The sequence below is a fragment of the Halomonas sp. ATBC28 genome (assembly GCF_005937175.1).
Taxonomy (GTDB): Bacteria; Pseudomonadota; Gammaproteobacteria; order Pseudomonadales; family Halomonadaceae; genus Vreelandella; species Vreelandella titanicae.
The window spans coordinates 107073-127333 of record NZ_VCQL01000014.1 but is presented as its reverse complement, the minus strand read 5'-3'; the positions used below and the strand labels follow the sequence as shown (position 1 = coordinate 127333).

Sequence of the window (20261 nt, the reverse complement as noted above, 5' to 3'; positions counted from 1 at the left end):
CATCTGCCTAGGATTGTATACTTGACGCCTTATGAATTCATGGCCAACGGTGCTTTCCGCGATGAGTGTCTCGACAAACCAATCGACACCCGATGTGTCGACCTTTCAAGGCTTGATCCTTGCTCTGCAGCAGTACTGGGCAGAACAGGGTTGTGTCATCCTTCAGCCGCTCGATATGGAAGTCGGCGCGGGCACCTTCCACCCCGCTACCTTCCTGCGGGCGATTGGTCCCGAAACCTGGAATGCTGCCTATGTACAGCCTTCCCGCCGCCCTACTGACGGCCGCTATGGCGAGAACCCTAACCGCCTTCAGCACTACTACCAATTCCAGGTGGTGATGAAGCCATCGCCAAGCAACTTGCAGGATCTCTACCTGGGCTCACTCAAACGCCTGGGTCTTGATCCGCTGGTTCACGATGTGCGCTTTGTCGAAGATAACTGGGAATCTCCTACTTTGGGCGCCTGGGGCCTGGGCTGGGAAATCTGGTTAAACGGCATGGAAGTGACCCAGTTTACCTACTTTCAGCAGGCCGGTGGCATCGAATGCTATCCGGTCACCGGCGAACTGACCTATGGGCTTGAGCGCATCGCCATGTACCTGCAGGACGTCGACAGTGTGTATGACCTCGTCTGGGCCATTGCCCCCGATGGCAGCAAAGTGACTTATGGCGATGTCTATCTGCAAAACGAGCGCGAACAGTCCGCCTACAATTTCGAACATGCCGATGTCGATCAGCTATTTGCTAACTTTGACCATCAGGAAAAAGAGTGCAGCAAGCTGCTCGCTGCCAGCTTGCCGCTGCCGGCCTACGAACAAGTCCTGAAGGCATCACACACGTTCAACCTATTAGATGCCCGTCACGCTATCTCGGTCACCGAGCGTCAACGCTTTATCCTGCGCGTTCGCACCATGGCCCGGGATGTTGCCACTGCTTACTTTGAGTCGCGTAAGGCCGAAGGTTTCCCCATGGCGCCAGAAATTCTTCGCCGAGAACTGTTACAAGAGCTACTCGCCGATCAGGGAGAGGACTAATGGCTGTTAATACGCTTTTACTAGAACTAGGTGCAGAAGAGCTGCCGCCCACGGCCCTGGACGCTCTTTCCGATGCGTTCGCCGCGAGCATCGAGAAAGGCCTGCAAGAAGCCGATGTTCCCTTCACCAACGTTACCGCTTTTGCGACACCACGGCGTTTAGCGGTACAGGTGCATGAACTGGCCGACAAACAGCCTGATCGTGACGTTGAGCGCCGTGGCCCAGCGCTGGCGGCTGCCTTTAAGGATGGCGTTGCCACTAAAGCCGCGGAAGGCTTTGCCCGCTCTTGCGGTGTAAGCGTCGACGAGCTGATTCATTTAGAAACCGATAAAGGTACTTGGTTAGGTTTTCGTGAGCAGCAGCAGGGAGAATCTATTCAAGCGCTGCTGCCTGAGATTATCCGCAAATCAATCAGCACCCTCCCTGTGCCTAAAAACATGCGCTGGGGCGCTTCACGGGTTGAGTTTTCCCGTCCCGTTCATTGGCTGGTAGCCATTTACGGTAGCGACGTAGTGGCCGCCGAGGCACTTGGCCTAAAGGCTAGCTGCACGACCTACGGTCACCGCTTCCACGCCCCTGATGCCATTCAGTTGGCGCACGCTGATGAGTATGTGGCTACCCTGGAAAATGCCTATGTACTGGTGGATCGTGAGCAACGCCGCGAGCGCATCCGCGAACAGGTATTAGCAGAGGCCGAAGTGCAGGAGGCCAATGCGGTTATCGACGAAGAGCTTCTGGTAGAAGTGAGCGGCTTGGTGGAATGGCCAGTCGCCCTTACCGGCAGCTTTGATGAGCGCTTTCTGAAAGTGCCCGCCGAGTGCTTGATCTCTTCGATGAAGGCTAACCAGAAATATTTTCACCTGTTGGACGACGCTGGCAAGCTGAAACCGCTATTTATCACCATTGCCAATATCGACAGCGCTGACCCCGACCAGGTCATTGCCGGTAACGAGAAAGTCATTCGTCCGCGCTTAGCCGATGCAGCGTTTTTCTACGACACCGATCGCAAGTACACATTAGCGTCACGCATCCCACAGTTAGAGAGCGTGGTATTCCAGCAGCAGCTAGGCACCCTGGCGGATAAAGCTCGCCGCAGTTCGGTTATTGCGACATTTATTGCCGAACGTATCAATGGCGACGTGGCTCACGCTCAGCGCGCCGTGGCACTCGCCAAGTGCGACCTTGTGACGGAGATGGTGCTCGAATTCCCTGAACTTCAGGGCATTATGGGACGCTACTATGCGCAGCAAGATGGCGAACCCGCGGAGGTTGCCCAAGCCCTTGAAGAGCAGTACCTGCCCCGCTTTGCTACTGATGCGATTCCCCAAAGTGCTACAGGCAAGGCATTAGCCCTGGCGGATCGACTGGATACCCTGGTAGGCATCTTCGGGATAGGCCAACGCCCAACCGGTGCGAAAGATCCTTTCGCTTTACGTCGTGCTTCGATTGGCGTGCTTAACATTCTGGTCAAAGGCGAGCTGGATCTTGACCTGCGCGAGCTGCTTACGGTTGCCTCTGAGCAGCACCAGGGCCTCCCCAAAGCTGACGGGCTGGTTGAGGACGTGCTGACGTACATGTTGGATCGCTTCCGCGCCTGGGGCCAGGATGAAGGCATCAGCGCAGAAATGTACCTTGCTGTTCGTGCGCGCCCAGTCACAAACCCGCTCGACTTCGCTCGCCGCCTGCGCGCTGTGAAGGCCTTTGCCCAGCGTGACGAAGCCACAGCGCTGGCGGCGGCTAACAAGCGCGTTTCGAATATTTTAAGCAAGCAGGAGCATGACGGCAGCACACAGGTCGATCAACACTTGCTGCAGGAAGATGCCGAGCGGGCACTGTTCGACGCTGTGACAGGTAGCCAAGCACAGGTGGCACCCCTATTTGCTGCGGGTGACTACCAGCGTGCACTCGACGCACTTGCCACACTGCGAGATCCAGTAGATGCCTTCTTTGACCAAGTAATGGTGATGGCGGATGACCCGGCTATTCAGCGTAATCGGTTAGCGCTTCTTGCAAGCCTTCAAGCGCTGTTTTTAGAAGTCGCCGATATTTCGCTGCTCCCTCAGTAGTCGTCGACTAATGGATCGCAAATCCCCAAGCCCAGCCCTAACGGCTGGGCTTTTTTTATTGTTTGGGGAGTACGTGTTTCACGTGAAACATCTTTGTTAGATCGGGGTAAAATAGTCTTAAATCTCGCGGGCAGAAAGTATCGCCGACAACCGTACCAATAGGATCACTATGCTAAGTGCCGATAACCTTGTCATCCTGGATCGAGACGGCGTCATCAACCATGACTCTGATAACTACATCAAATCTCTCGAGGAGTGGGTACCCTACCCCTCTTCAATCACTGCCATTGCCCGCCTCACCCGCGAGGGATACACCGTTGCCGTCGCAACGAATCAATCCGGGATTGCCCGAGGCTATTATGATGAAGCAACCCTCCATACGATGCATGAACACTTAATTTCGTTAGTAGAAGCGGAAGGCGGGCATATTGCTCATATTGCTTACTGCCCCCATGGGCCAAATGATAATTGCCAATGCCGTAAACCATTGCCAGGAATGCTAATACAGATCCAGCAGATCCTGGGACTAGAAAGTTTAACGGGAAGCTGGATGGTCGGTGATAGCCTTCGCGATCTCCGGGCGGGCGAAGCCGTAGGTTGCGAAACAGCGCTGGTGAGAACTGGGAAGGGAAGTAAAACGGAGCAAGCAGGCGCTGGTCTTGAAAAGACCAATATCTTCGATGATTTAGCGCAATTTGTTGAATGGCTCATTAAATAGCTAAGCGACACCGAGCTGGTAGTCATGATCGCTCTGCGTTGCATGAGTAACTGTTGCATGAGAAATTTGGCTGAAACTAACTACCCTCTTCTGCTACACGTATCCTGATCCTGCCAATCTATCTATCAATAAAAAAAGCGTCGCTATGAATTTCATAGCGACGCCTGTCATAGTGGCATTAAACCATACTGAGGCTAATGATCGTTAAAGCAGTGTTTCACGTGAAACATCTTAACGAAAGCAATCCACCTTACACGTCTAAATTGGCCACCAACGCGTTGGTCTCAATAAAGTCACGGCGCGGTTCTACATCGTCACCCATCAAGGTGTTGAACATCATATCGGCACCCACGGCATCTTCGATCGTCACCCGCAGCATGCGGCGGCTATCGGGATCCATGGTGGTGTCCCAGAGCTGATCCGGGTTCATTTCACCCAAGCCTTTATAGCGCTGTACAGACAACCCGCGCTGGCCCTCTTGCATTAGCCACGCCAGTACTTCCGAGAAGTGCGATACCGGCTTCTGCCGCTCGCCACGAGCAATAAAGGCGCCCTCTTCCAGGAAGCCATCCAGGGTTTCGCCCAGCTCAGCGATACCGCGATAGTCGGCGCTTTCAAAGAAGTCGAGGCCCCACCTATACTCAGTCGTCACACCGTGAGCAACCAGCGAGACGGTAGGTAGGAAAAGCCCGCGCTCAGAATCTTCGTGAAGATGGAAGTGGTAACGGGGCCCGCCTTCATAGGCAACCATGTCATCCATGATCTTCTGGAGTTCATCAATCCAGTTCTGCATGGTCACACGATCTTTCAGGCTCTCTTCACCTTTCAGTGCCGAAGCATGAACGATTTGCTTAAGTACTTCATTAGGATAAACCCGCGACAAGCGATCAATCCGCTTCATCACGTTGCGGTACTGGTTCACTAACGCTTCAAGCTGTGAGCCGGAAATACCCGGTGCATTAGCGTTAACATGCAGGCCGGCACCGTCCAAGGCCGTGGTGGTTAAATAATCCACCATCGCCTGTTCATCTTTCAGGTAAAGCTCTTGCTTGCCGCGCTTAATTTTATAAAGTGGTGGTTGAGCGATGAAGATATGACCACGCTCAATCAACTCCGGCATCTGACGGAAGAAGAACGTCAACAGCAGCGTACGAATGTGCGATCCATCGACATCGGCATCGGTCATGATAATAACCGAGTGGTAACGCAACTTATCGGGGTTAAACTCTTCACGGCCAATGCCGCAACCCAGGGCAGTGATAAGCGTGCCCACTTCTGCAGAGGAGAGCATTTTGTCGAAACGTGCTTTTTCCACGTTCAGAATTTTACCTTTAAGCGGCAAGATAGCCTGTGTACGGCGGTCACGGCCCTGTTTGGCACTGCCACCTGCCGAGTCACCCTCCACCAAGTAAAGCTCTGACTGACTGGGGTCTTTTTCTTGGCAATCCGCCAACTTGCCAGGTAAACCGGCAATATCCAGCGCGCCTTTGCGGCGGGTCATATCCCGCGCTTTGCGTGCCGCCTCACGTGCACGCGCGGCATCCAGCATCTTATTGACGATCGCCTTGGCTTCGTTAGGCTTTTCAACAAGATACTCGGAAAAGAGACGGCTCATTTCCTGCTCAACCGCTGTCTTCACTTCGCTGGAGACCAGCTTATCTTTTGTTTGAGACGAAAACTTAGGATCCGGGACTTTAACTGAAATAATAGCTGTTAGCCCCTCACGAGCATCATCTCCCGTGGTATTCACCTTGGCTTTTTTCAGCAGGTTTTCAGCTTCAATATAGTTATTGAGCGTACGGGTAAGCCCTGCCCGGAACCCCGCCAAGTGCGCCCCGCCGTCTCGCTGCGGAATATTATTGGTGTAGCAGAAAATATTTTCAGTGAAGGCTTCGCTCCACTGCATGGCTACCTCTACTTCAACGCCGTCATCACGAACAGCGTTAAAGTGGAATACCGGATTAATCACACTCTTATTGGTATTGAGGTGATCAACAAAGGCTCTCAAGCCACCTTCGTAGTGAAACAGCTCCTCTTTGCCGCTGCGCTCATCCAGTAAACGGATAGCCACACCAGAGTTCAAGAAGGATAGTTCGCGAAGTCGTTTGGCTAAAATATCAAAATGAAACTCGATATTGCCAAAGGTTTCTGGCGATGGGCGGAAGTGAACCCGGGTACCGCTTTTTTCGGTTTTGCCCACAACGCCCAATGGTGCTTGAGGAACACCGTGACGGTACATTTGTTCGAACACTTCACCCTGACGCCAAATCGTTAAGCGCAGCTCAGCGGAAAGCGCATTGACAACAGAAACACCGACGCCGTGCAACCCACCGGAAACCTTGTAGGAGTTATCGTCGAATTTACCGCCTGCGTGCAGAACCGTCATAATAACTTCTGCAGCGGAAACACCTTCCCCTTCATGAAGCTCGGTAGGTACGCCACGGCCGTTATCACTCACGGTGACCGACTCATCCGGGTGGATGACAACGCGAATTTCACTGCAATGCCCAGCCAACGCCTCGTCGATGGAGTTATCCACCAATTCGAAGACCATGTGGTGGAGCCCAGTACCGTCGTCGGTGTCACCAATATACATACCTGGCCGCTTACGCACCGCGTCCAGCCCCTTGAGCACCTTGATGCTTGATGAATCGTAAGCCTGCTCGCTCATTGACCACTCCGTTGTGAAGTCTGTCTCATCCTGTATCGTCCTACCCTTCTTCCTGCGCTAGCTGACTTTCTCTAAACCACTAAACCCCTCCTTGCAATGTTTCACGTGAAACATATTTACGGGGGTATCAGTTCGCCAGGCATTCTTCAATGCAGAAGGTTCGACACTGGTAATAAATGCTTGGCACTGCATATCTTCGAGTAAACCACAAAACTGGTAACGATTTTGCTCGTCAAGTTCTGCGGGCAAATCATCGATAAGATAAATACAGTGCCGCTGTGCTGTTCTTTCCAGAAACCGCCCTTGGGCAAGCTTTAATGCACTCACCACTAACTTTTGCTGGCCTCTGGAAAGCACTTCTACAGCAGGCTGTTTGTTTATCCTGATACGTAAGTCAGCGCGCTGCGGACCTTGCTGAGTAAACCCCATCTGCTGATCAGTTGGCCGACTATCATGTAACACAGTCGCAAGAGTTCGATCTTTATCCCAACCTCTGGCGTAGTGAAGCGACAATCCCGGCAAGGGAAGCAACACCTTAAGTGTCTCTTCAAAGACAGGCAAAAAGTCACTAAACCAAGCACGGCGTAACGAGTCCATCTGTTCACCCCAAAGGGCTAGTTCATGCTCCCACACCGCCATTTCCTGAGGTAGTATTCTACCACGCCTGAGCAGTGCATTCCGATGTTTCAACGCACGCCGGGTGCGCTTCCAGATTGCTAAAAAGTCATGTTTCACGTGAAACACGCCCCAGTCGAGAAACTCACGACGTCCGGCTGGAGAACCTTCAAGCAATCGAAAAGCATCAGGGTTAATTAATTGAAGCGGCATAGCCTCTACCAGTTCCGCCAACCGAGCGTTTTTATCTCCCTTTAAACGAAGCTCCAGCTCCCGCTGAGCTCTTAAACGACGCACACCAAGGGTAACCTCAGGCTCACCACTTAAACGTCCGTACAGCGTCATATACGGCTCATCCGTTTGGATCGCGTTTTTTAACTGGCGAGTACGAAAAGAGCGGCCCATGCCAAGAATATGTACCCCCTCCAACAGACTGGTTTTACCGCTGCCATTAGCACCGCTAATGACGTTGATATGCGAAGAGGGCGTCATCTCAACCGGCCTGAGATTGCGCAAAGCGTGGAAATTAAGCAGTGTCAGGCTCATCCTATTATCACCACTTAAAATATCCTCGAAAAAAGGGAGTATTCCAACGCGTTAGCGGCGCTTCTGCTACCAGAAGCGCCGCTAACGTAGCTTGCTTACGTATTGCTGTTACCCGCCCAAAGCGTTTACAGGCGCATCGGCATAACGACATAAAGCGCATCACCGCCGCCGGGCTCTTCCAGCAGCGCGCTACTATTGGGATCAGCCAGGGTAATCTGCACGCGATCTTCATTTAGCACTGTTAGTACATCAACTAAATAGCCGACGTTAAAACCAACTTCCATTGCCCCGCCGTTATACTCAACGGCGATATTCTCCTCCGCTTCCTCCTGCTCGGGGTTGTTGGCCATTACCTTAAGGTTGTTCTCTTCAAGATAAAGGCGCACACCACGGTACTTCTCATTAGAGAGGATAGCAGTACGTGAAAGTACTTGGCGAAGCTCCGCACGCTCGGCAATCAATACTTTATCGCCATTGCGCGGCACGACACGCTCATAGTCAGGAAATTTACCGTCGATTAACTTGGAGGTGAAGGTAAAGTCGCCTGTATGAGCACGCACATGACTGGAGCCAAGCGTCAGGCTGACAGGCTCATCGCTATCGTCTAGCAAGCGCGACAGCTCTAAAATCCCCTTCCGGGGCACAATCAGCTTTTGAGACTGGCTCACAGAGACCTCGATTGGCCGCGAGCACATCGCCAAACGGTGCCCGTCAGTAGCGACCGTGCGAAGCAAATTGCTTTGAATTTCCAGCAGCATACCGTTGAGGTAGTACCGCACATCCTGCTGCGCCATGGCAAACGAGGTCGCTTCTATCAGGTGCTTTAGGGTACCGCGGGGTACGCTAATCTCCTGGCTGCCGTCCGCATCTTCGATATTGGGGAATTCAGCGACCGGGAGCGTCGACAACGTAAAACGTGAACGGCCACTGCGTAGTACCGCGCGGCCCTCTTCAACGGCGAGCTGAATGTCGGACTGATCGGGCAATGATTTGCAGATATCCATCAGCTTACGCGCTGGCACTGTCGCGGAGCCCGCCTGATCGACCTGGCTTGCCACCGTGCGGCCCACGAGCTCGACTTCTAAGTCAGTACCGGTGAGCGACACCTGGTCACCCTCTACCTGAATCAGCACATTAGACAGTACTGGCAGCGTTTGACGGCGCTCAACAACACCAGCGACCAGAGTCAGCGGACGTAGCAGCGCCTCTCGGGAAATCGAAAATTTCATCAATACTCCGGTTCTATATCCTGAAAGACCTGCGTATAACAGGCCCGTCCCATGGAATGATTAACTGGTCAACAGGCGCAGTAAATTCTTGTAATCCTCACGAATATCCGCGCTCTCTTCCTGCAATGATTTCACTTTTCGGCAAGCGTGCAACACCGTTGTGTGGTCACGCCCGCCAAAGGCATCGCCAATCTCAGGTAAGCTGTGATTGGTGAGCTCTTTAGCAAGCGCCATCGCCACCTGACGAGGGCGGGCAACTGAGCGTGAACGGCGCTTCGAAAGCAGATCCGCCACCTTAATCTTGTAATATTCGGCGACCGTACGCTGAATATTATCTACCCCTACCTGCTTATCCTGAAGCGCTAACAGATCTTTCAGAGACTCACGAATAAAGTCTTGGGTAATCGTTTTACCCATAAAGTGCGAATCAGCAATGACTTTTTTCAGCGCACCTTCCAATTCGCGCACGTTGGAACGAATTTTTTGCGCAATGAAGAAAGCCGCATCGTGAGGCAAATCGACCTTAGCCTGGTCGGCCTTTTTCATCAAGATGGCCACACGGGTTTCAAGCTCAGGCGGCTCTATCGCGACCGTAAGCCCCCAACCAAAGCGTGATTTAAGGCGCTCCTCTACCCCACTGATCTCTTTAGGATAACGATCAGAGGTCAGGATCATTTGCTGACCACCTTCTAATAACGCATTGAAGGTATGAAAAAATTCTTCTTGAGAGCGCTCTTTTCCAGCAAAAAACTGAATGTCATCAATAAGTAACGCATCAACACTGCGATAAAAACGCTTAAAATCATTAATCGCATTAAGCTGGAGCGCTTTAACCATATCGGCGACAAACCGCTCTGAGTGCAGGTATACCACCCGGGCATTTTCACGCCGGGTTGCCAATGCGTTCCCCACTGCATGCATTAAGTGGGTTTTACCCAAGCCTACGCCGCCGTATAAAAACAAGGGGTTATAAGCGCCACCAGGGTTTTCAGACACCTGGCGGGAGGCAGCACGAGCCAACTGGTTAGACTTACCTTCCACGAACGTATCGAAAGTAAAATTCGGATTGAGCCCGCTGCCATGTTTCAGACTGCCTTCTACCTGTACCTGACGTTCATTATTACGCCGACTCGGCGCTTCATCGCGCAGCCTATCGATTTCGCGCTCATCGGCAATATCGCCGCGTGGCGGCGTATGTACCGCTGGCGATGCTGGCCGCGACGGCGAAGCCGATACAGGATTACCTAAATCACGATGCTGAGGGGCCTGGGCTGCCAAACGGCGACTACCCACCGTCAGGCTGACCTTTGGCGGCTTGGCCGGTGCGAGTTCACGCATCAGCTCACTAATCCGCTTGGCATACTTATCGCTCACCCAATCGCGCACAAAACGATTCGGCGCCAATAAGCGCAGCTCGTTGGACTCTCCTTCTTCTGCCTGCAGCGGGCGTATCCAGGTATTGAACTGCTGTGAATTCAGCTCATCCTGCAGGTTGTCCAGGCACTGTTGCCAAAGCGTCAGTGACACTCATCTCACCATCGGTTGAAAACGGCCGACCATTGTAGCGCCCAAAGCCTCGGTTATCCACACGGGTTTAGCCCTCAATATTGGCCTGTGGACAACTAGCGATGAGCCCATGGGAAAACCTTGTGGAGGGACGGGGATAATCCTTAAATACGTGCCTACACACGGGTTAATCACATCTCGCCAACACCTTGTAGACGGCTTATACGGGACTTACACACAGATTTTTTATTGTTATAGGTAATTGAAAAATATCGTTTAAAACCACTTATCCACAAATAGTATCCCCACTATTAATAACAACAGGTTTAGAACTACCTATTAGTAATAATAGTGACTTTATTAATGGCTACTCTTTCCGTATCAAGCACGCTGGTTGAGGCGTGATAACGCTTTTATGCAAGGAAAAATTGCACCCAGCAGAGGAAGTCTCTACAATTTCCGGTCTTGAATTGAATCTCCCCGGCTAGTTCCTCACTGGACCGGGCTTTTTGGAATTCACTTTCCGTCCTAAACCACGTGGGAATAACGAGTTATGAAACGCACTTTTCAACCTAGCGTTCTCAAGCGCAAGCGCGCGCATGGCTTCCGTGCTCGTATGGCAACCAAAAACGGTCGCGCCGTCCTCGCACGTCGCCGTGCCAAGGGCCGCAAGCGTCTGAGCGCCTGATCTCAGATTGCGTGTACCGCAACAAGGCTTTCCCCGGCAATTACGGTTACTAAATGCTGGGGACTTTAGTCACGTGTTTGAGCAAGCCGACCTGAAAGTGCATGGCAAAGGTATGATGGCGTTAGTTCGCTTTAGTACTCGGGGACACCCCCGCCTTGGACTGGTGGTCAGCAAAAAAAATGTTAAGCGCGCCGTAGATCGCAACCGTTTCAAGCGTCTGGTTCGAGAATCCGTTCGCCTTCGTCAAGATCACCTACCCTCTGTGGATATAGTGGTACTTGCGCGACGTGGCGTTCAGGATCTCGATAACGACACCTTGCATCGCCAGTTACACGGCATGTGGAAACGACTACAGCGTGACGCACAGGCGGTGATCGCAGCACCAACGCCTAAGCGTGACACGTGACCTTTGGTGCACCCCTCGCCGCTCGACCTCGGCCTGCCAACTGGCAGGCTTTCGTGTGTCAAGAGTCGAGTAAATGACACTGCGCCATTAGCATGTTCACCACCCAGCGGGCAGAACCCTCATGGACGTAAAACGACTTTTATTACTGATTCCACTAGCCGTACTCGCTTACTTGCTAGTCGTCCAGTGGAATCAGGATTACGGGCAGCCGAATTACGATTCAGTGCCTGAAACGACGCAACGCAGCAATTCCACGTCTCCTAGCAATGCTGAAGATGGAGAAAGCGGCTTAGCGGTGCCGAGCACGTCTTCACAGCAAAGTGCGGTAGGTGAAGGTATTCCTGATACCGAAAGCGAGACATCAAGCCGCGACTTCATTGCCGTGACCACCGATGTTCTGGATGTGCGTATTGATCCACACGGTGGCGATATTGTTTATGCCGCGTTACCGCAGCACAAACTCTCTCTGGATTCAGACCGTAACTATGTGCTGTTATCCGATAACAGCAGCCGTAGTTACGTGGCTCGCTCAGGCCTGCAGCTCGATGGCCAAGCCAGCCGTATCGCGTTCACGCCTGAAAACTCGGAGTATCGTTTAGGCGATAACGATGACGAGCTAAGCGTTGATCTAACCGCTGATGTTAACGGCGTTGAGGTCATTAAGCGGCTTACCTTTGAGCGCGGCAGCTATGCGGTCAACGTCAACTACTACCTGGCCAATAACACCGACGCACCGGTTAGTGCGCGCTTTATTGGTCAGTTGGCACGCGACAATAGCCCTGACCCATCAAGCGGTGTCTCCATGGGTATGAAATCCTACTTAGGGGCCGCTTACTCAACGCCAGATGCACGCTACGAGAAGATCGACTTTGAGGATATTCAAAGCCATAACTTCGAAAACCGTGAAGCACAGGGCGGCTGGATAGCCATTATTCAGCACTACTTTGTGTCGGCATGGGCGCCTCAGCAGGATCAGCAAAACCTTTTCTACGTCACCACCGACTCCAGTAATCGTAACGTCGTAGCCTTTGCTGGCCCCACCAGCACTGTGGCCGCCGATAGTGAAACCACTCTAGGCGCCACTCTGTACGTCGGGCCAAAAGTGCAGGACTATCTGGAACAAGTCGCTCCCAACCTGCAATTAACCGTAGATTATGGCTGGTTATGGTTTATTGCTAACCCCCTCTTCTGGCTGCTGGATCATATCCACGAGGTAGTCGGTAACTGGGGTTGGTCGATTGTCCTGTTGACCATACTGGTTAAGACAGTGCTGTTCCCGCTTTCAGCCAAAGCTTACAAATCCATGGGTAGGATGCGTAAACTCGGCCCGGAAATGCAGCGCCTGAAAGAGATGTATGGCGACGACCGGCAGAAAATGTCACAAGAGATGATGAAGTTCTACCAGAAGGAGAAGATCAATCCGCTGGGGGGCTGTCTACCTATTGTGATTCAAATGCCTGTCTTCATCGCTCTCTACTGGATGTTGCTGGAGTCGGTTGAGTTGCGGCATGCGCCGTTTATCTTCTGGATTCAGGATCTATCGGTGAAGGATCCGTACTTCATTCTGCCGATTCTGATGGGCATTTCGATGTTCGTTCAGCAGATGTTGAACCCGACACCTCCAGACCCCATGCAGGCGAAGATCATGAAGATGCTACCTATCATCTTTACCTTCTTCTTCCTGTGGTTCCCGGCCGGTCTGGTTATCTACTGGGTGGTCAACAACATCATTTCGGTGGCGCAGCAGTACTACATTACGCGCAAAATCGAAAATGATCCGAGTATCGGCAAAGGCATGAAAACCAAATAGACTGCCTTTGTCATCGCCCTTCAGACCCCCGCCCCGAGCGGGGGTCTGGCGTTTTAAGGTCGACAAATCCAAACTATGTAGATCGATGCTAGACCGATCAAATGCTACTTCTGCCAATTGACTAAGAGATTCACCATGGCCGAACGCCTCTATACGCCTGACACCATTGCGGCGCTGGCAACTCCCCCAGGACGCGGCGGCGTGGGTATTATCCGCGTCTCCGGGCCCGCCTGCCGCGAAATCGCTCAAGCCATGGTTGGGCATTGCCCTGCCCCGCGATACGCTCACTACGGCCCATTCCAAGGCGCAGAAGGGAGCATTGATGAAGGCATCGCCCTGTTCTTCAACGGCCCCCTTTCGTTTACCGGTGAAGACGTACTGGAACTCCAGGGACACGGCGGCCCGATTATTATGGATATGCTGCTGGAGCGCTGTGTGGTCTTGGGTGCCCGCCTGGCGCGGCCGGGAGAGTTTTCCGAACGGGCATTTTTGAACGATAAGCTCGATCTGGCTCAGGCGGAAGCGATTGCCGATCTCATCGATGCCACCTCACGCTCAGCGGCAGAAAACGCCGTACGCTCGCTCCAGGGTGAGTTCTCGAAGCGCGTCTCTGCGCTGGTGGAGCGCTTGATCGAACTGCGCGTTTACGTTGAAGCGGCGATCGACTTCCCCGAAGAGGAGATCGACTTTCTTGCCGACGGTCACGTTGCCCAGCACTTAAGCAGCGTCCAGCAAGCGCTGAGCGACGTACGCCAGGCGGCAGGCCAAGGTGCACTGCTGCGAGAAGGAATGAGCGTGGTCATTGCCGGGCGACCCAATGCGGGGAAGTCGAGCCTGCTAAATGCGCTGACCGAACAAGATACCGCCATTGTGACGGATATCGCGGGCACGACCCGGGACGTGCTCCGTGAGCACATTCATATTGATGGTATGCCCCTACATATCATCGACACCGCTGGATTGCGCGATACGCCTGATGCGGTGGAGAAAATTGGTGTCGCACGTGCCTGGGCCGAAATAGAGAAAGCCGACCGAGTGCTGCTACTCGTTGATGCCAGCACCACTACTTCAACCGACCCCATGGCCATCTGGCCGGAGTTTGTCGCTCGCCTGCCCGACCAGAGCCGCTTAACCCTGGTGCGTAATAAAATCGATACCAGTGCCGAGCCGGCGGGCATTGATTTATCCACAACCATACCCATTGTGCGCCTATCGGCGAAAACCGGTACGGGTGTGGATAACTTGAAAGCGCATCTGAAGGATGTGATGGGTTTTGCCGCCACCACCGAGGGTCGCTTCTCCGCCCGCCGAAGGCACCTGGACGCCCTAGATCGCGCCATGGCAGCCCTTGATACCGGCCGTGCTCAGTTGGATGGATATGGCGCAGGGGAACTGCTGGCGGAAGATTTGCGCGACGCCCAACAAGCCTTAGGCGAGATCACTGGCGAATTCAGCGCCGATGATTTATTGGGCGAAATTTTTGGCAGTTTTTGTATCGGCAAATAGGGTTACTTTTTTCGACAACTACTCTCCCACCCACCAATCCGCCTGATAGCGGCTATCAGCGCCGAGCAGCGGGGTAATTTCTGCCATCGCTGCTGCCAGGCGTTTATCCAACCCCCAGGGCGGATTGATCACCAGCATACCGCTACCGAACATGCCGTGAGCCTGCTCGCCAGGTTCGCGCAGCAGCAGCTCGCTGCGCCATATCTTGCGTATTCCACTGGCCTGCAGCACGTCCAGCAGCATTTGGTGATGCCCGGCAGGCAGCAGCGGGTACCAGATCATCATCACCGCATGGCGAGCCTTTTCCAGGGCCTGGATAGCAGTGTCAGCGACCTCCTGGTACTCCACCTTGCGCTCAAAGCTTGGGTCAATCAGCACGCATACCCTGGGTGTTGCTACCGGCAGCATCGCTCTAAGCCCTGCCAGCCCGTCGCCATACACGCGCTTGACCTGCGCAGGGAGCGCCTGGCCATTCAAGTGCTGGTGTTCGCCCGGGTGCAGCTCAAACAGGCACAGACGATCGTGCTCGCGCAGCGGCTGGCTCAGCCACCAGGGCGAGCCTGGGTAGAGGGTCAATTCATTATGATCTGGCTGCGCCCCAACAATAGCGTTTAACCAGCTTCCCAGCAGCGCGTCGGTTAGCTGTTCACGCTTCTGCCACAGTGGCCAGATGCCCTCACGGTACTCTTGGAGTCGCTGGGTCTCTTTGGTGGCTAGTGGATAAAGCCCTCTACCGGCATGTGTATCTATATATGTAATAGGTGTTTTTTTACGTAATAGGTAATCAGTGACGGCGTAAAGCGTCAGATGCTTGTGTACATCGGCAAAATTACCGGCGTGGTAAGCGTGTTGGTAGGACAGCATGGTAGCTCGTAAACAGGTGAACGAAAAAAGCCCGCTATAGGAGCATAGCGGGCTTTGAGCGGCAATGCGCAGCTTTAAGAGGCTTACTTAGCCCTGGCCGTTACCGGTAGGCGTCAAGGTAATTTCTACCCGACGGTTTTGAGCACGGCCCTGCTCATTGTCGTTGCTGGCGACTGGCTGAGTAGCACCGTAACCAGAAGTATTCAGGCGCATGGATGAAACGCCGTTCTGAGACAAGTAGCTGGCGACGGCTTGGGCACGGCGCTCAGATAGACGCTGGTTATAGCTCGCGTCACCGGTACTATCGGTGTGGCCAGCGATACTAACGCGGGTATCCTGGTACTGAGAAAGTACGTTAGCAACTTCATTGAGTGAGCCACGCGCTTCACTAGTCAGCTCAGCAGAGTCAAAGCCAAAGGTAACGCCGCTGGGCATATTGAGCACGATATCGTCGCCACGGCGATCGATTTCAATGCGTGACCCCTGTAGGTTGTCACGTAGCTGCTGCTCTTGGCGATCCATATAGACACCAATACCAGCGCCCGCTGCTGCGCCTACGGCAGCACCAATTAGTGCACGGTCACGGCGGCTGGTGCTGCCATCGCCAGACAGAGCGCCTGCAGCGGCCCCCACGGCGGCACCAATCCCGGTGCCCATAGCGGTGCTAGAGCGCTGCGTTTGGCCACCGTAAGGATCCGATGTAGCGCAACCGGCCAGTAGAATAGCAGCCGCCAACGGTGTCAGTAGTCGAGAAATACGCATCACTCACTCCTTGTAAGTCGTCAAGCTTGATGGTTCAAGTCTGTTATTTCAGAAAAAAAGAATTTCTGTAGATTGCTGGTCAATCATCGCTGATCAAAGCTAGCAACTCATTCAAGAATAATAGACCTTGAGGCGATGCACGCAGTTTTTCAGGCATTTGCATCAAAAGTCCTTTTTTCTCGGCAGATTGTAAACGCGTGAGTAACATTGCAGGCGCTTGCCCAGTGTTGGCTCTCCATGTCTCAAGCGACACCCCGCCAGTGAGCCGTAAAGCGTTCATGGCAAACTCCAACGGTAGCTCATCCGTTTTTATCAGCTGTTTACCGGCTATAAAGCCACGCAGGTCATCTACGCGCTTTAGGTAGGCGTCTGGCTGGCGAGTTTTCCAGCGCCGTTCAATGTGCCACTCCCCATTTGAGTCAATACGGCTAAGCTTGCCATGAGCACCAGCGCCAATCCCGAGGTAGTCACCAAACTGCCAGTAATTAAGGTTATGGCGGCTCTGGTGACCGGCACTAGCGTAAGCCGAGATCTCGTAGCGCTTGAAGCCCGCCAGCTCCAGGAGCTGATGACCTTTATCCTGAATATCCCAAAGCGCCTCTTCCTCTGGCAGTATCGGGGGGTGGGAGTGAAAGGCGGTATTCGGCTCAAGGGTCAACTGATACCAAGAGAGATGTTCAGGTGCCAATGCCAGCGCTTGGGTAATATCATCCATCGCCAATTGAGGCGTTTGATCAGGCAAACCGTGCATAAGGTCAATATTAATGTTGGTAAAGCCTGCCTGGCGCGCCTGCGCTACCGCAGTAATCGCTTCGTCACCGCTATGAATTCGCCCCAGCGCATGCAGTTGATCAGGCTGAAAACTTTGAATACCCAGCGAAAGACGGTTAATGCCTGCTTTCCGGTAACCAATGAAACGCTCTTGCTCCGTGGTACCTGGATTAGCCTCTAAGGTAATTTCTATCTCTTTAGAGAAGGGTAAACGGATCTGGATCTCTTTCAGTAATCGTTCATAAAACGCGGGCGACATCAGGCTTGGAGTCCCACCGCCAATAAAGATGGTTTTAATTTCTCGACCAGCCGCCAGGTCAAGATCACTATCCAGGTCTTGTAACAGCGCATCTAGATAGGCGGCTTCAGGTAAATCTCGCGGTGTAAAACCGTGTGTGCCCGGCTCATGAGAATTGAAATCACAGTACGGACATTTACGGACACACCAGGGCGTGTGGATATAGAGAGAGAGTGGCGGCAACGTATCAGCCATGCGCCACCTTCAGTAACTCCACTAACCCCTGCAACGCGCGACCACGATGGCTAAGGCGATTTTTACTTTCGCTGGGCAGCTCGGCGACGCTCATACCCTGATCAGGTAACCAGAAAAGCGGATCATAGCCAAACCCCTCCTTCCCTCGGGGATGAGCAAGAATTTCGCCTTCCCAACTCCGTTGCACAATGACCGGCACCGGATCCTTCGGATGGCGCAAATAAACCAGCACACACCAGTAACGCCCACTTCTCTGCCCTTCCGCACAGTCACTTAATGCGGCTAACAACGTTTGGTTATTTTTCTCGTCGCTTCTCGGCTCACCGCCATACCGAGCGGAATAGATACCGGGTGCACCATTGAGTGCGTCTACTTCAAGCCCAGAATCGTCAGCTAATGCAGGTAATCCACTGATGAGGCTCGCTTCACGCGCTTTTAACAGTGCATTTTCGACGAAAGTTAGCCCCGTCTCTTCCACATCCGTGACACCAAAATCCGCCTGGGGGCGAACATCGAACCCCAAAGGTGAAAGTAACTGACTGAATTCTCTTAATTTTCCTGTATTGCCACTGGCAAGTACAAGGGTATTGACGGCGGCCATGGTATGTACTCCTAACATTAGAACTGCAGTTTACGCGCTCACTGCTGGTATCAAAAGCCGTCAAAATGTTACATAACGTATCTAATGATGAGGTAATTAATTTATTGCTTAATTAATAATAAGCATTTGTTAAATAACAATATTTTCCATATTAATGAAAATATTGAAGAGATGAAAAATATTTTTACCATATATTTAATAACAAAACTTTACGAAACGTATCTTATGGTCAACACTTCAGTGGTTACCTGCTCACTCTTTCTTTCCACGAGGGCCACCCAATGTCGCAGGAAAAGTCTACCGGAACGGTGTATGTCGTTACCGAAAAAAGTCCCCAAGTCCAGCTGTTCGCTGAGTACTTGAACAAGCACACCGGTTGTCAAATTAGTATCCACTCCCCCCACGCGGCGCTACCCATTTCCGCTTCCGGCAACATGTTGATTCTTATCGATAGTGATCATATCGGCATTGATGCACTGCCCGAATGGCAAGATAAGTTACCCGATGCACTCACTAAAACTCCTCTAGCCGCCTTTAACATTCACGATATGGATCACGCCCTTGAAGCACTCTCGTGCGCTCAACTAAAAGGCGTGTTTTATCGCAATGAAAGTCTTGAGGTCATCTGTAAAGGCATTCACGCGCTACTTGAAGGAGAGCTATGGATGTCACGGGATTTAATGGCTCGTTTAATTCTGTTTTATCGTAAATACCAAAGTAATGCTTTCCGCCCAGCCTGTGGACTAACTAACAGGGAGATGGAGATTATTTCACTACTTAGTGCTGGCTCTTCCAATCAACAAATTGCCGAAAAACTGTTTGTTAGCGAACACACCGTTAAGTCACACCTATACAACATTTTTCGCAAAATTAACGTTCACAACCGCATTCAAGCGCTCAACTGGATTCATCAGAACCTGGGCCCGATTCTGCCCAATATTGAGACCGCACGCAGTCTTCAACGACATCGTTAGCGCTAATGCGCAAGGGTAACTGTCATGCCATCAATGCACCGTTTATCCATCAACTTTTTCTTCATGGCGGTATGGATCGGGTCATCTTTAGCATTAGCTAACGAACCAACAGCCCCAACCGATGCATTGCCTGCCAACGAACAAGAAGCGATCGACGCTATTAATCAGCTCTCCAGTCCTGATGGGCCAGGAGTGCAAGGAAGCGCTAATGGAGGAAGTGAGCTAACTGGCGTGATGGTAGATAGAACAATCACCATGGCCGGTAAGACCTTCTACCGAGCCTTCAGCCAGCGGGCGATGGATAACCTGATTATCGGCAATGCCACCATCACCATTAAAGAGCGCCCAGATGCCCGCTGGGGTAGCCAAATATGGGTAATGGAAGGCAATCGTATGTATTTCCGCACACAGCTCTCCCCAAGAATAAATGAAGCCGATAGGGCGGCTGTGGAAGCCGTGCAGACCGTCGAAAGAGCACTGATTGAACGGCAAATATCCGCTTCGCTATCTTCCGACAAAGACTTGGGAAAAGAGGAGATTTTCTAATGAACCCAATAAAAAGAACTTGCTTAGTCGTTATGGGAATGGCCTTGGTGCTATCCACAACAGCACAAGCTGGGGAATTAATCTATAAGCCACTTAATCCTTCTTTTGGAGGTGATCCCTTTGTGGGTAGTTATTTACTAGGAAAAGCGCAGGCTCAAGATACCAATAAAGACTCCAGCGCTAGCCGATCAACTCCCACTTCCGCGACAGAAAGATTACTACAAAGTTTAGAGAGCCGACTCATTTCTCAATTAATAGCGGATGTCAGTTCGGGCGATGTTAGCGAAGGTAGCTTTGATAGTGATGAGTTTGGCGTAGTGGTTAGCGACAATGGTGGTCAATTAGTAGTTAGAGTAGTCGATAAGTTAACTGGAGATGTGACTGAAATAAGCGTGGGTGGGCTATTCAATCCTTAAAACAACAAAATAGCTCACTAAAAATTATCCGTCATTTCAG

Annotated in this window: 18 protein-coding genes; 10 read left to right on the top strand and 8 right to left on the bottom strand. The window is 52.3% G+C overall.

The window, feature by feature from the left end:
• Positions 1-61 precede the first annotated feature (61 nt).
• The 3 genes from glyQ (at position 62) to gmhB (ending at position 3817) form a co-directional block, all read left to right on the top strand.
• Positions 62-1033: a glycine--tRNA ligase subunit alpha gene (gene glyQ, locus E0L35_RS16690; protein WP_022521024.1), complete on the top strand. Its 972-nt coding sequence runs from the start codon at positions 62-64 to the stop codon at positions 1031-1033.
• Positions 1033-3099: a glycine--tRNA ligase subunit beta gene (gene glyS / locus E0L35_RS16685; RefSeq protein WP_138800891.1), complete on the top strand. Its 2067-nt coding sequence runs from the start codon at positions 1033-1035 to the stop codon at positions 3097-3099. Before glyQ ends, glyS begins: the two co-directional genes overlap by 1 nt.
• Before the next feature lie 169 nt (positions 3100-3268).
• Positions 3269-3817, top strand: coding sequence for a D-glycero-beta-D-manno-heptose 1,7-bisphosphate 7-phosphatase (gmhB, locus tag E0L35_RS16680; RefSeq protein WP_138800890.1), 549 nt, complete (start codon positions 3269-3271; stop codon positions 3815-3817).
• Positions 3818-4067: 250 nt separating this feature from the next.
• Here gmhB and gyrB read toward each other — a convergent pair whose 3' ends face one another.
• The 4 genes from gyrB to dnaA all read right to left on the bottom strand — a co-directional run bounded on the left by gyrB (position 4068) and on the right by dnaA (position 10405).
• A complete protein-coding gene (gene gyrB / locus E0L35_RS16675; RefSeq protein WP_009286362.1) occupies positions 4068-6488 on the bottom strand; it encodes a DNA topoisomerase (ATP-hydrolyzing) subunit B in 2421 nt (806 codons plus the stop codon).
• 57 nt (positions 6489-6545) lie between these two features.
• Positions 6546-7649: a DNA replication/repair protein RecF gene (gene recF, locus E0L35_RS16670; RefSeq protein WP_022521027.1), complete on the bottom strand. Its 1104-nt coding sequence runs from the start codon at positions 7647-7649 to the stop codon at positions 6546-6548.
• A gap of 125 nt (positions 7650-7774) precedes the next feature.
• Positions 7775-8878, bottom strand: coding sequence for a DNA polymerase III subunit beta (gene dnaN / locus E0L35_RS16665; protein ID WP_022521028.1), 1104 nt, complete (start codon positions 8876-8878; stop codon positions 7775-7777).
• A 60-nt stretch (positions 8879-8938) separates the two neighbouring features.
• On the bottom strand, positions 8939-10405 hold the full coding sequence (gene dnaA, locus E0L35_RS16660) for a chromosomal replication initiator protein DnaA (protein WP_022521029.1): 1467 nt from the start codon (positions 10403-10405) through the stop codon (positions 8939-8941).
• A gap of 532 nt (positions 10406-10937) precedes the next feature.
• Between dnaA and rpmH the strand changes: the two genes are divergently transcribed.
• From rpmH to mnmE, 4 genes are all read left to right on the top strand, one after another.
• The gene (gene rpmH / locus E0L35_RS16655) at positions 10938-11072 is read left to right on the top strand and encodes a 50S ribosomal protein L34 (protein ID WP_008959105.1); all 135 of its coding nucleotides are present in this window, start codon (positions 10938-10940) and stop codon (positions 11070-11072) included.
• A 7-nt stretch (positions 11073-11079) separates the two neighbouring features.
• On the top strand, positions 11080-11478 hold the full coding sequence (gene rnpA, locus E0L35_RS16650; RefSeq protein ID WP_027958493.1) for a ribonuclease P protein component: 399 nt from the start codon (positions 11080-11082) through the stop codon (positions 11476-11478).
• A gap of 121 nt (positions 11479-11599) precedes the next feature.
• A complete protein-coding gene (yidC, locus tag E0L35_RS16645) occupies positions 11600-13288 on the top strand; it encodes a membrane protein insertase YidC (RefSeq protein WP_009286358.1) in 1689 nt (562 codons plus the stop codon).
• A gap of 135 nt (positions 13289-13423) precedes the next feature.
• Positions 13424-14794: a tRNA uridine-5-carboxymethylaminomethyl(34) synthesis GTPase MnmE gene (gene mnmE / locus E0L35_RS16640; RefSeq protein ID WP_138800889.1), complete on the top strand. Its 1371-nt coding sequence runs from the start codon at positions 13424-13426 to the stop codon at positions 14792-14794.
• Between the two features lie 18 nt (positions 14795-14812).
• Here the strand turns inward: mnmE and rlmJ are convergent, their stop codons facing one another.
• The 4 genes from rlmJ to rdgB form a co-directional block, all read right to left on the bottom strand.
• The gene (gene rlmJ, locus E0L35_RS16635) at positions 14813-15658 is read right to left on the bottom strand and encodes a 23S rRNA (adenine(2030)-N(6))-methyltransferase RlmJ (RefSeq protein ID WP_009286356.1); all 846 of its coding nucleotides are present in this window, start codon (positions 15656-15658) and stop codon (positions 14813-14815) included.
• A gap of 87 nt (positions 15659-15745) precedes the next feature.
• Positions 15746-16420: an OmpA family protein gene (locus E0L35_RS16630; RefSeq protein ID WP_022521033.1), complete on the bottom strand. Its 675-nt coding sequence runs from the start codon at positions 16418-16420 to the stop codon at positions 15746-15748.
• Positions 16421-16499: 79 nt separating this feature from the next.
• Positions 16500-17684, bottom strand: a complete 1185-nt coding sequence (gene hemW, locus E0L35_RS16625; RefSeq protein WP_022521034.1) for a radical SAM family heme chaperone HemW — start codon at positions 17682-17684, stop codon at positions 16500-16502.
• On the bottom strand, positions 17677-18285 hold the full coding sequence (gene rdgB, locus E0L35_RS16620; protein WP_009286354.1) for an RdgB/HAM1 family non-canonical purine NTP pyrophosphatase: 609 nt from the start codon (positions 18283-18285) through the stop codon (positions 17677-17679). The genes hemW and rdgB overlap by 8 nt, the downstream gene beginning before the upstream one ends.
• Positions 18286-18566: 281 nt before the next feature.
• Between rdgB and E0L35_RS16615 the strand changes: the two genes are divergently transcribed.
• Genes E0L35_RS16615 through E0L35_RS16605 form a run of 3 tightly spaced genes read left to right on the top strand, consistent with a single transcriptional unit; the run spans position 18567 to position 20221 of the window.
• Positions 18567-19259 carry a response regulator transcription factor gene (locus E0L35_RS16615; protein ID WP_022521035.1) on the top strand — a complete coding sequence of 231 codons (693 nt, stop codon included), beginning with the start codon at positions 18567-18569 and terminating at the stop codon, positions 19257-19259.
• Between the two features lie 24 nt (positions 19260-19283).
• Positions 19284-19805 carry a CsgE family curli-type amyloid fiber assembly protein gene (locus E0L35_RS16610; protein WP_022521036.1) on the top strand — a complete coding sequence of 174 codons (522 nt, stop codon included), beginning with the start codon at positions 19284-19286 and terminating at the stop codon, positions 19803-19805.
• Positions 19805-20221 carry a curli assembly protein CsgF gene (locus tag E0L35_RS16605; RefSeq protein ID WP_022521037.1) on the top strand — a complete coding sequence of 139 codons (417 nt, stop codon included), beginning with the start codon at positions 19805-19807 and terminating at the stop codon, positions 20219-20221. The genes E0L35_RS16610 and E0L35_RS16605 overlap by 1 nt, the downstream gene beginning before the upstream one ends.
• Positions 20222-20261: the final 40 nt, after the last annotated feature.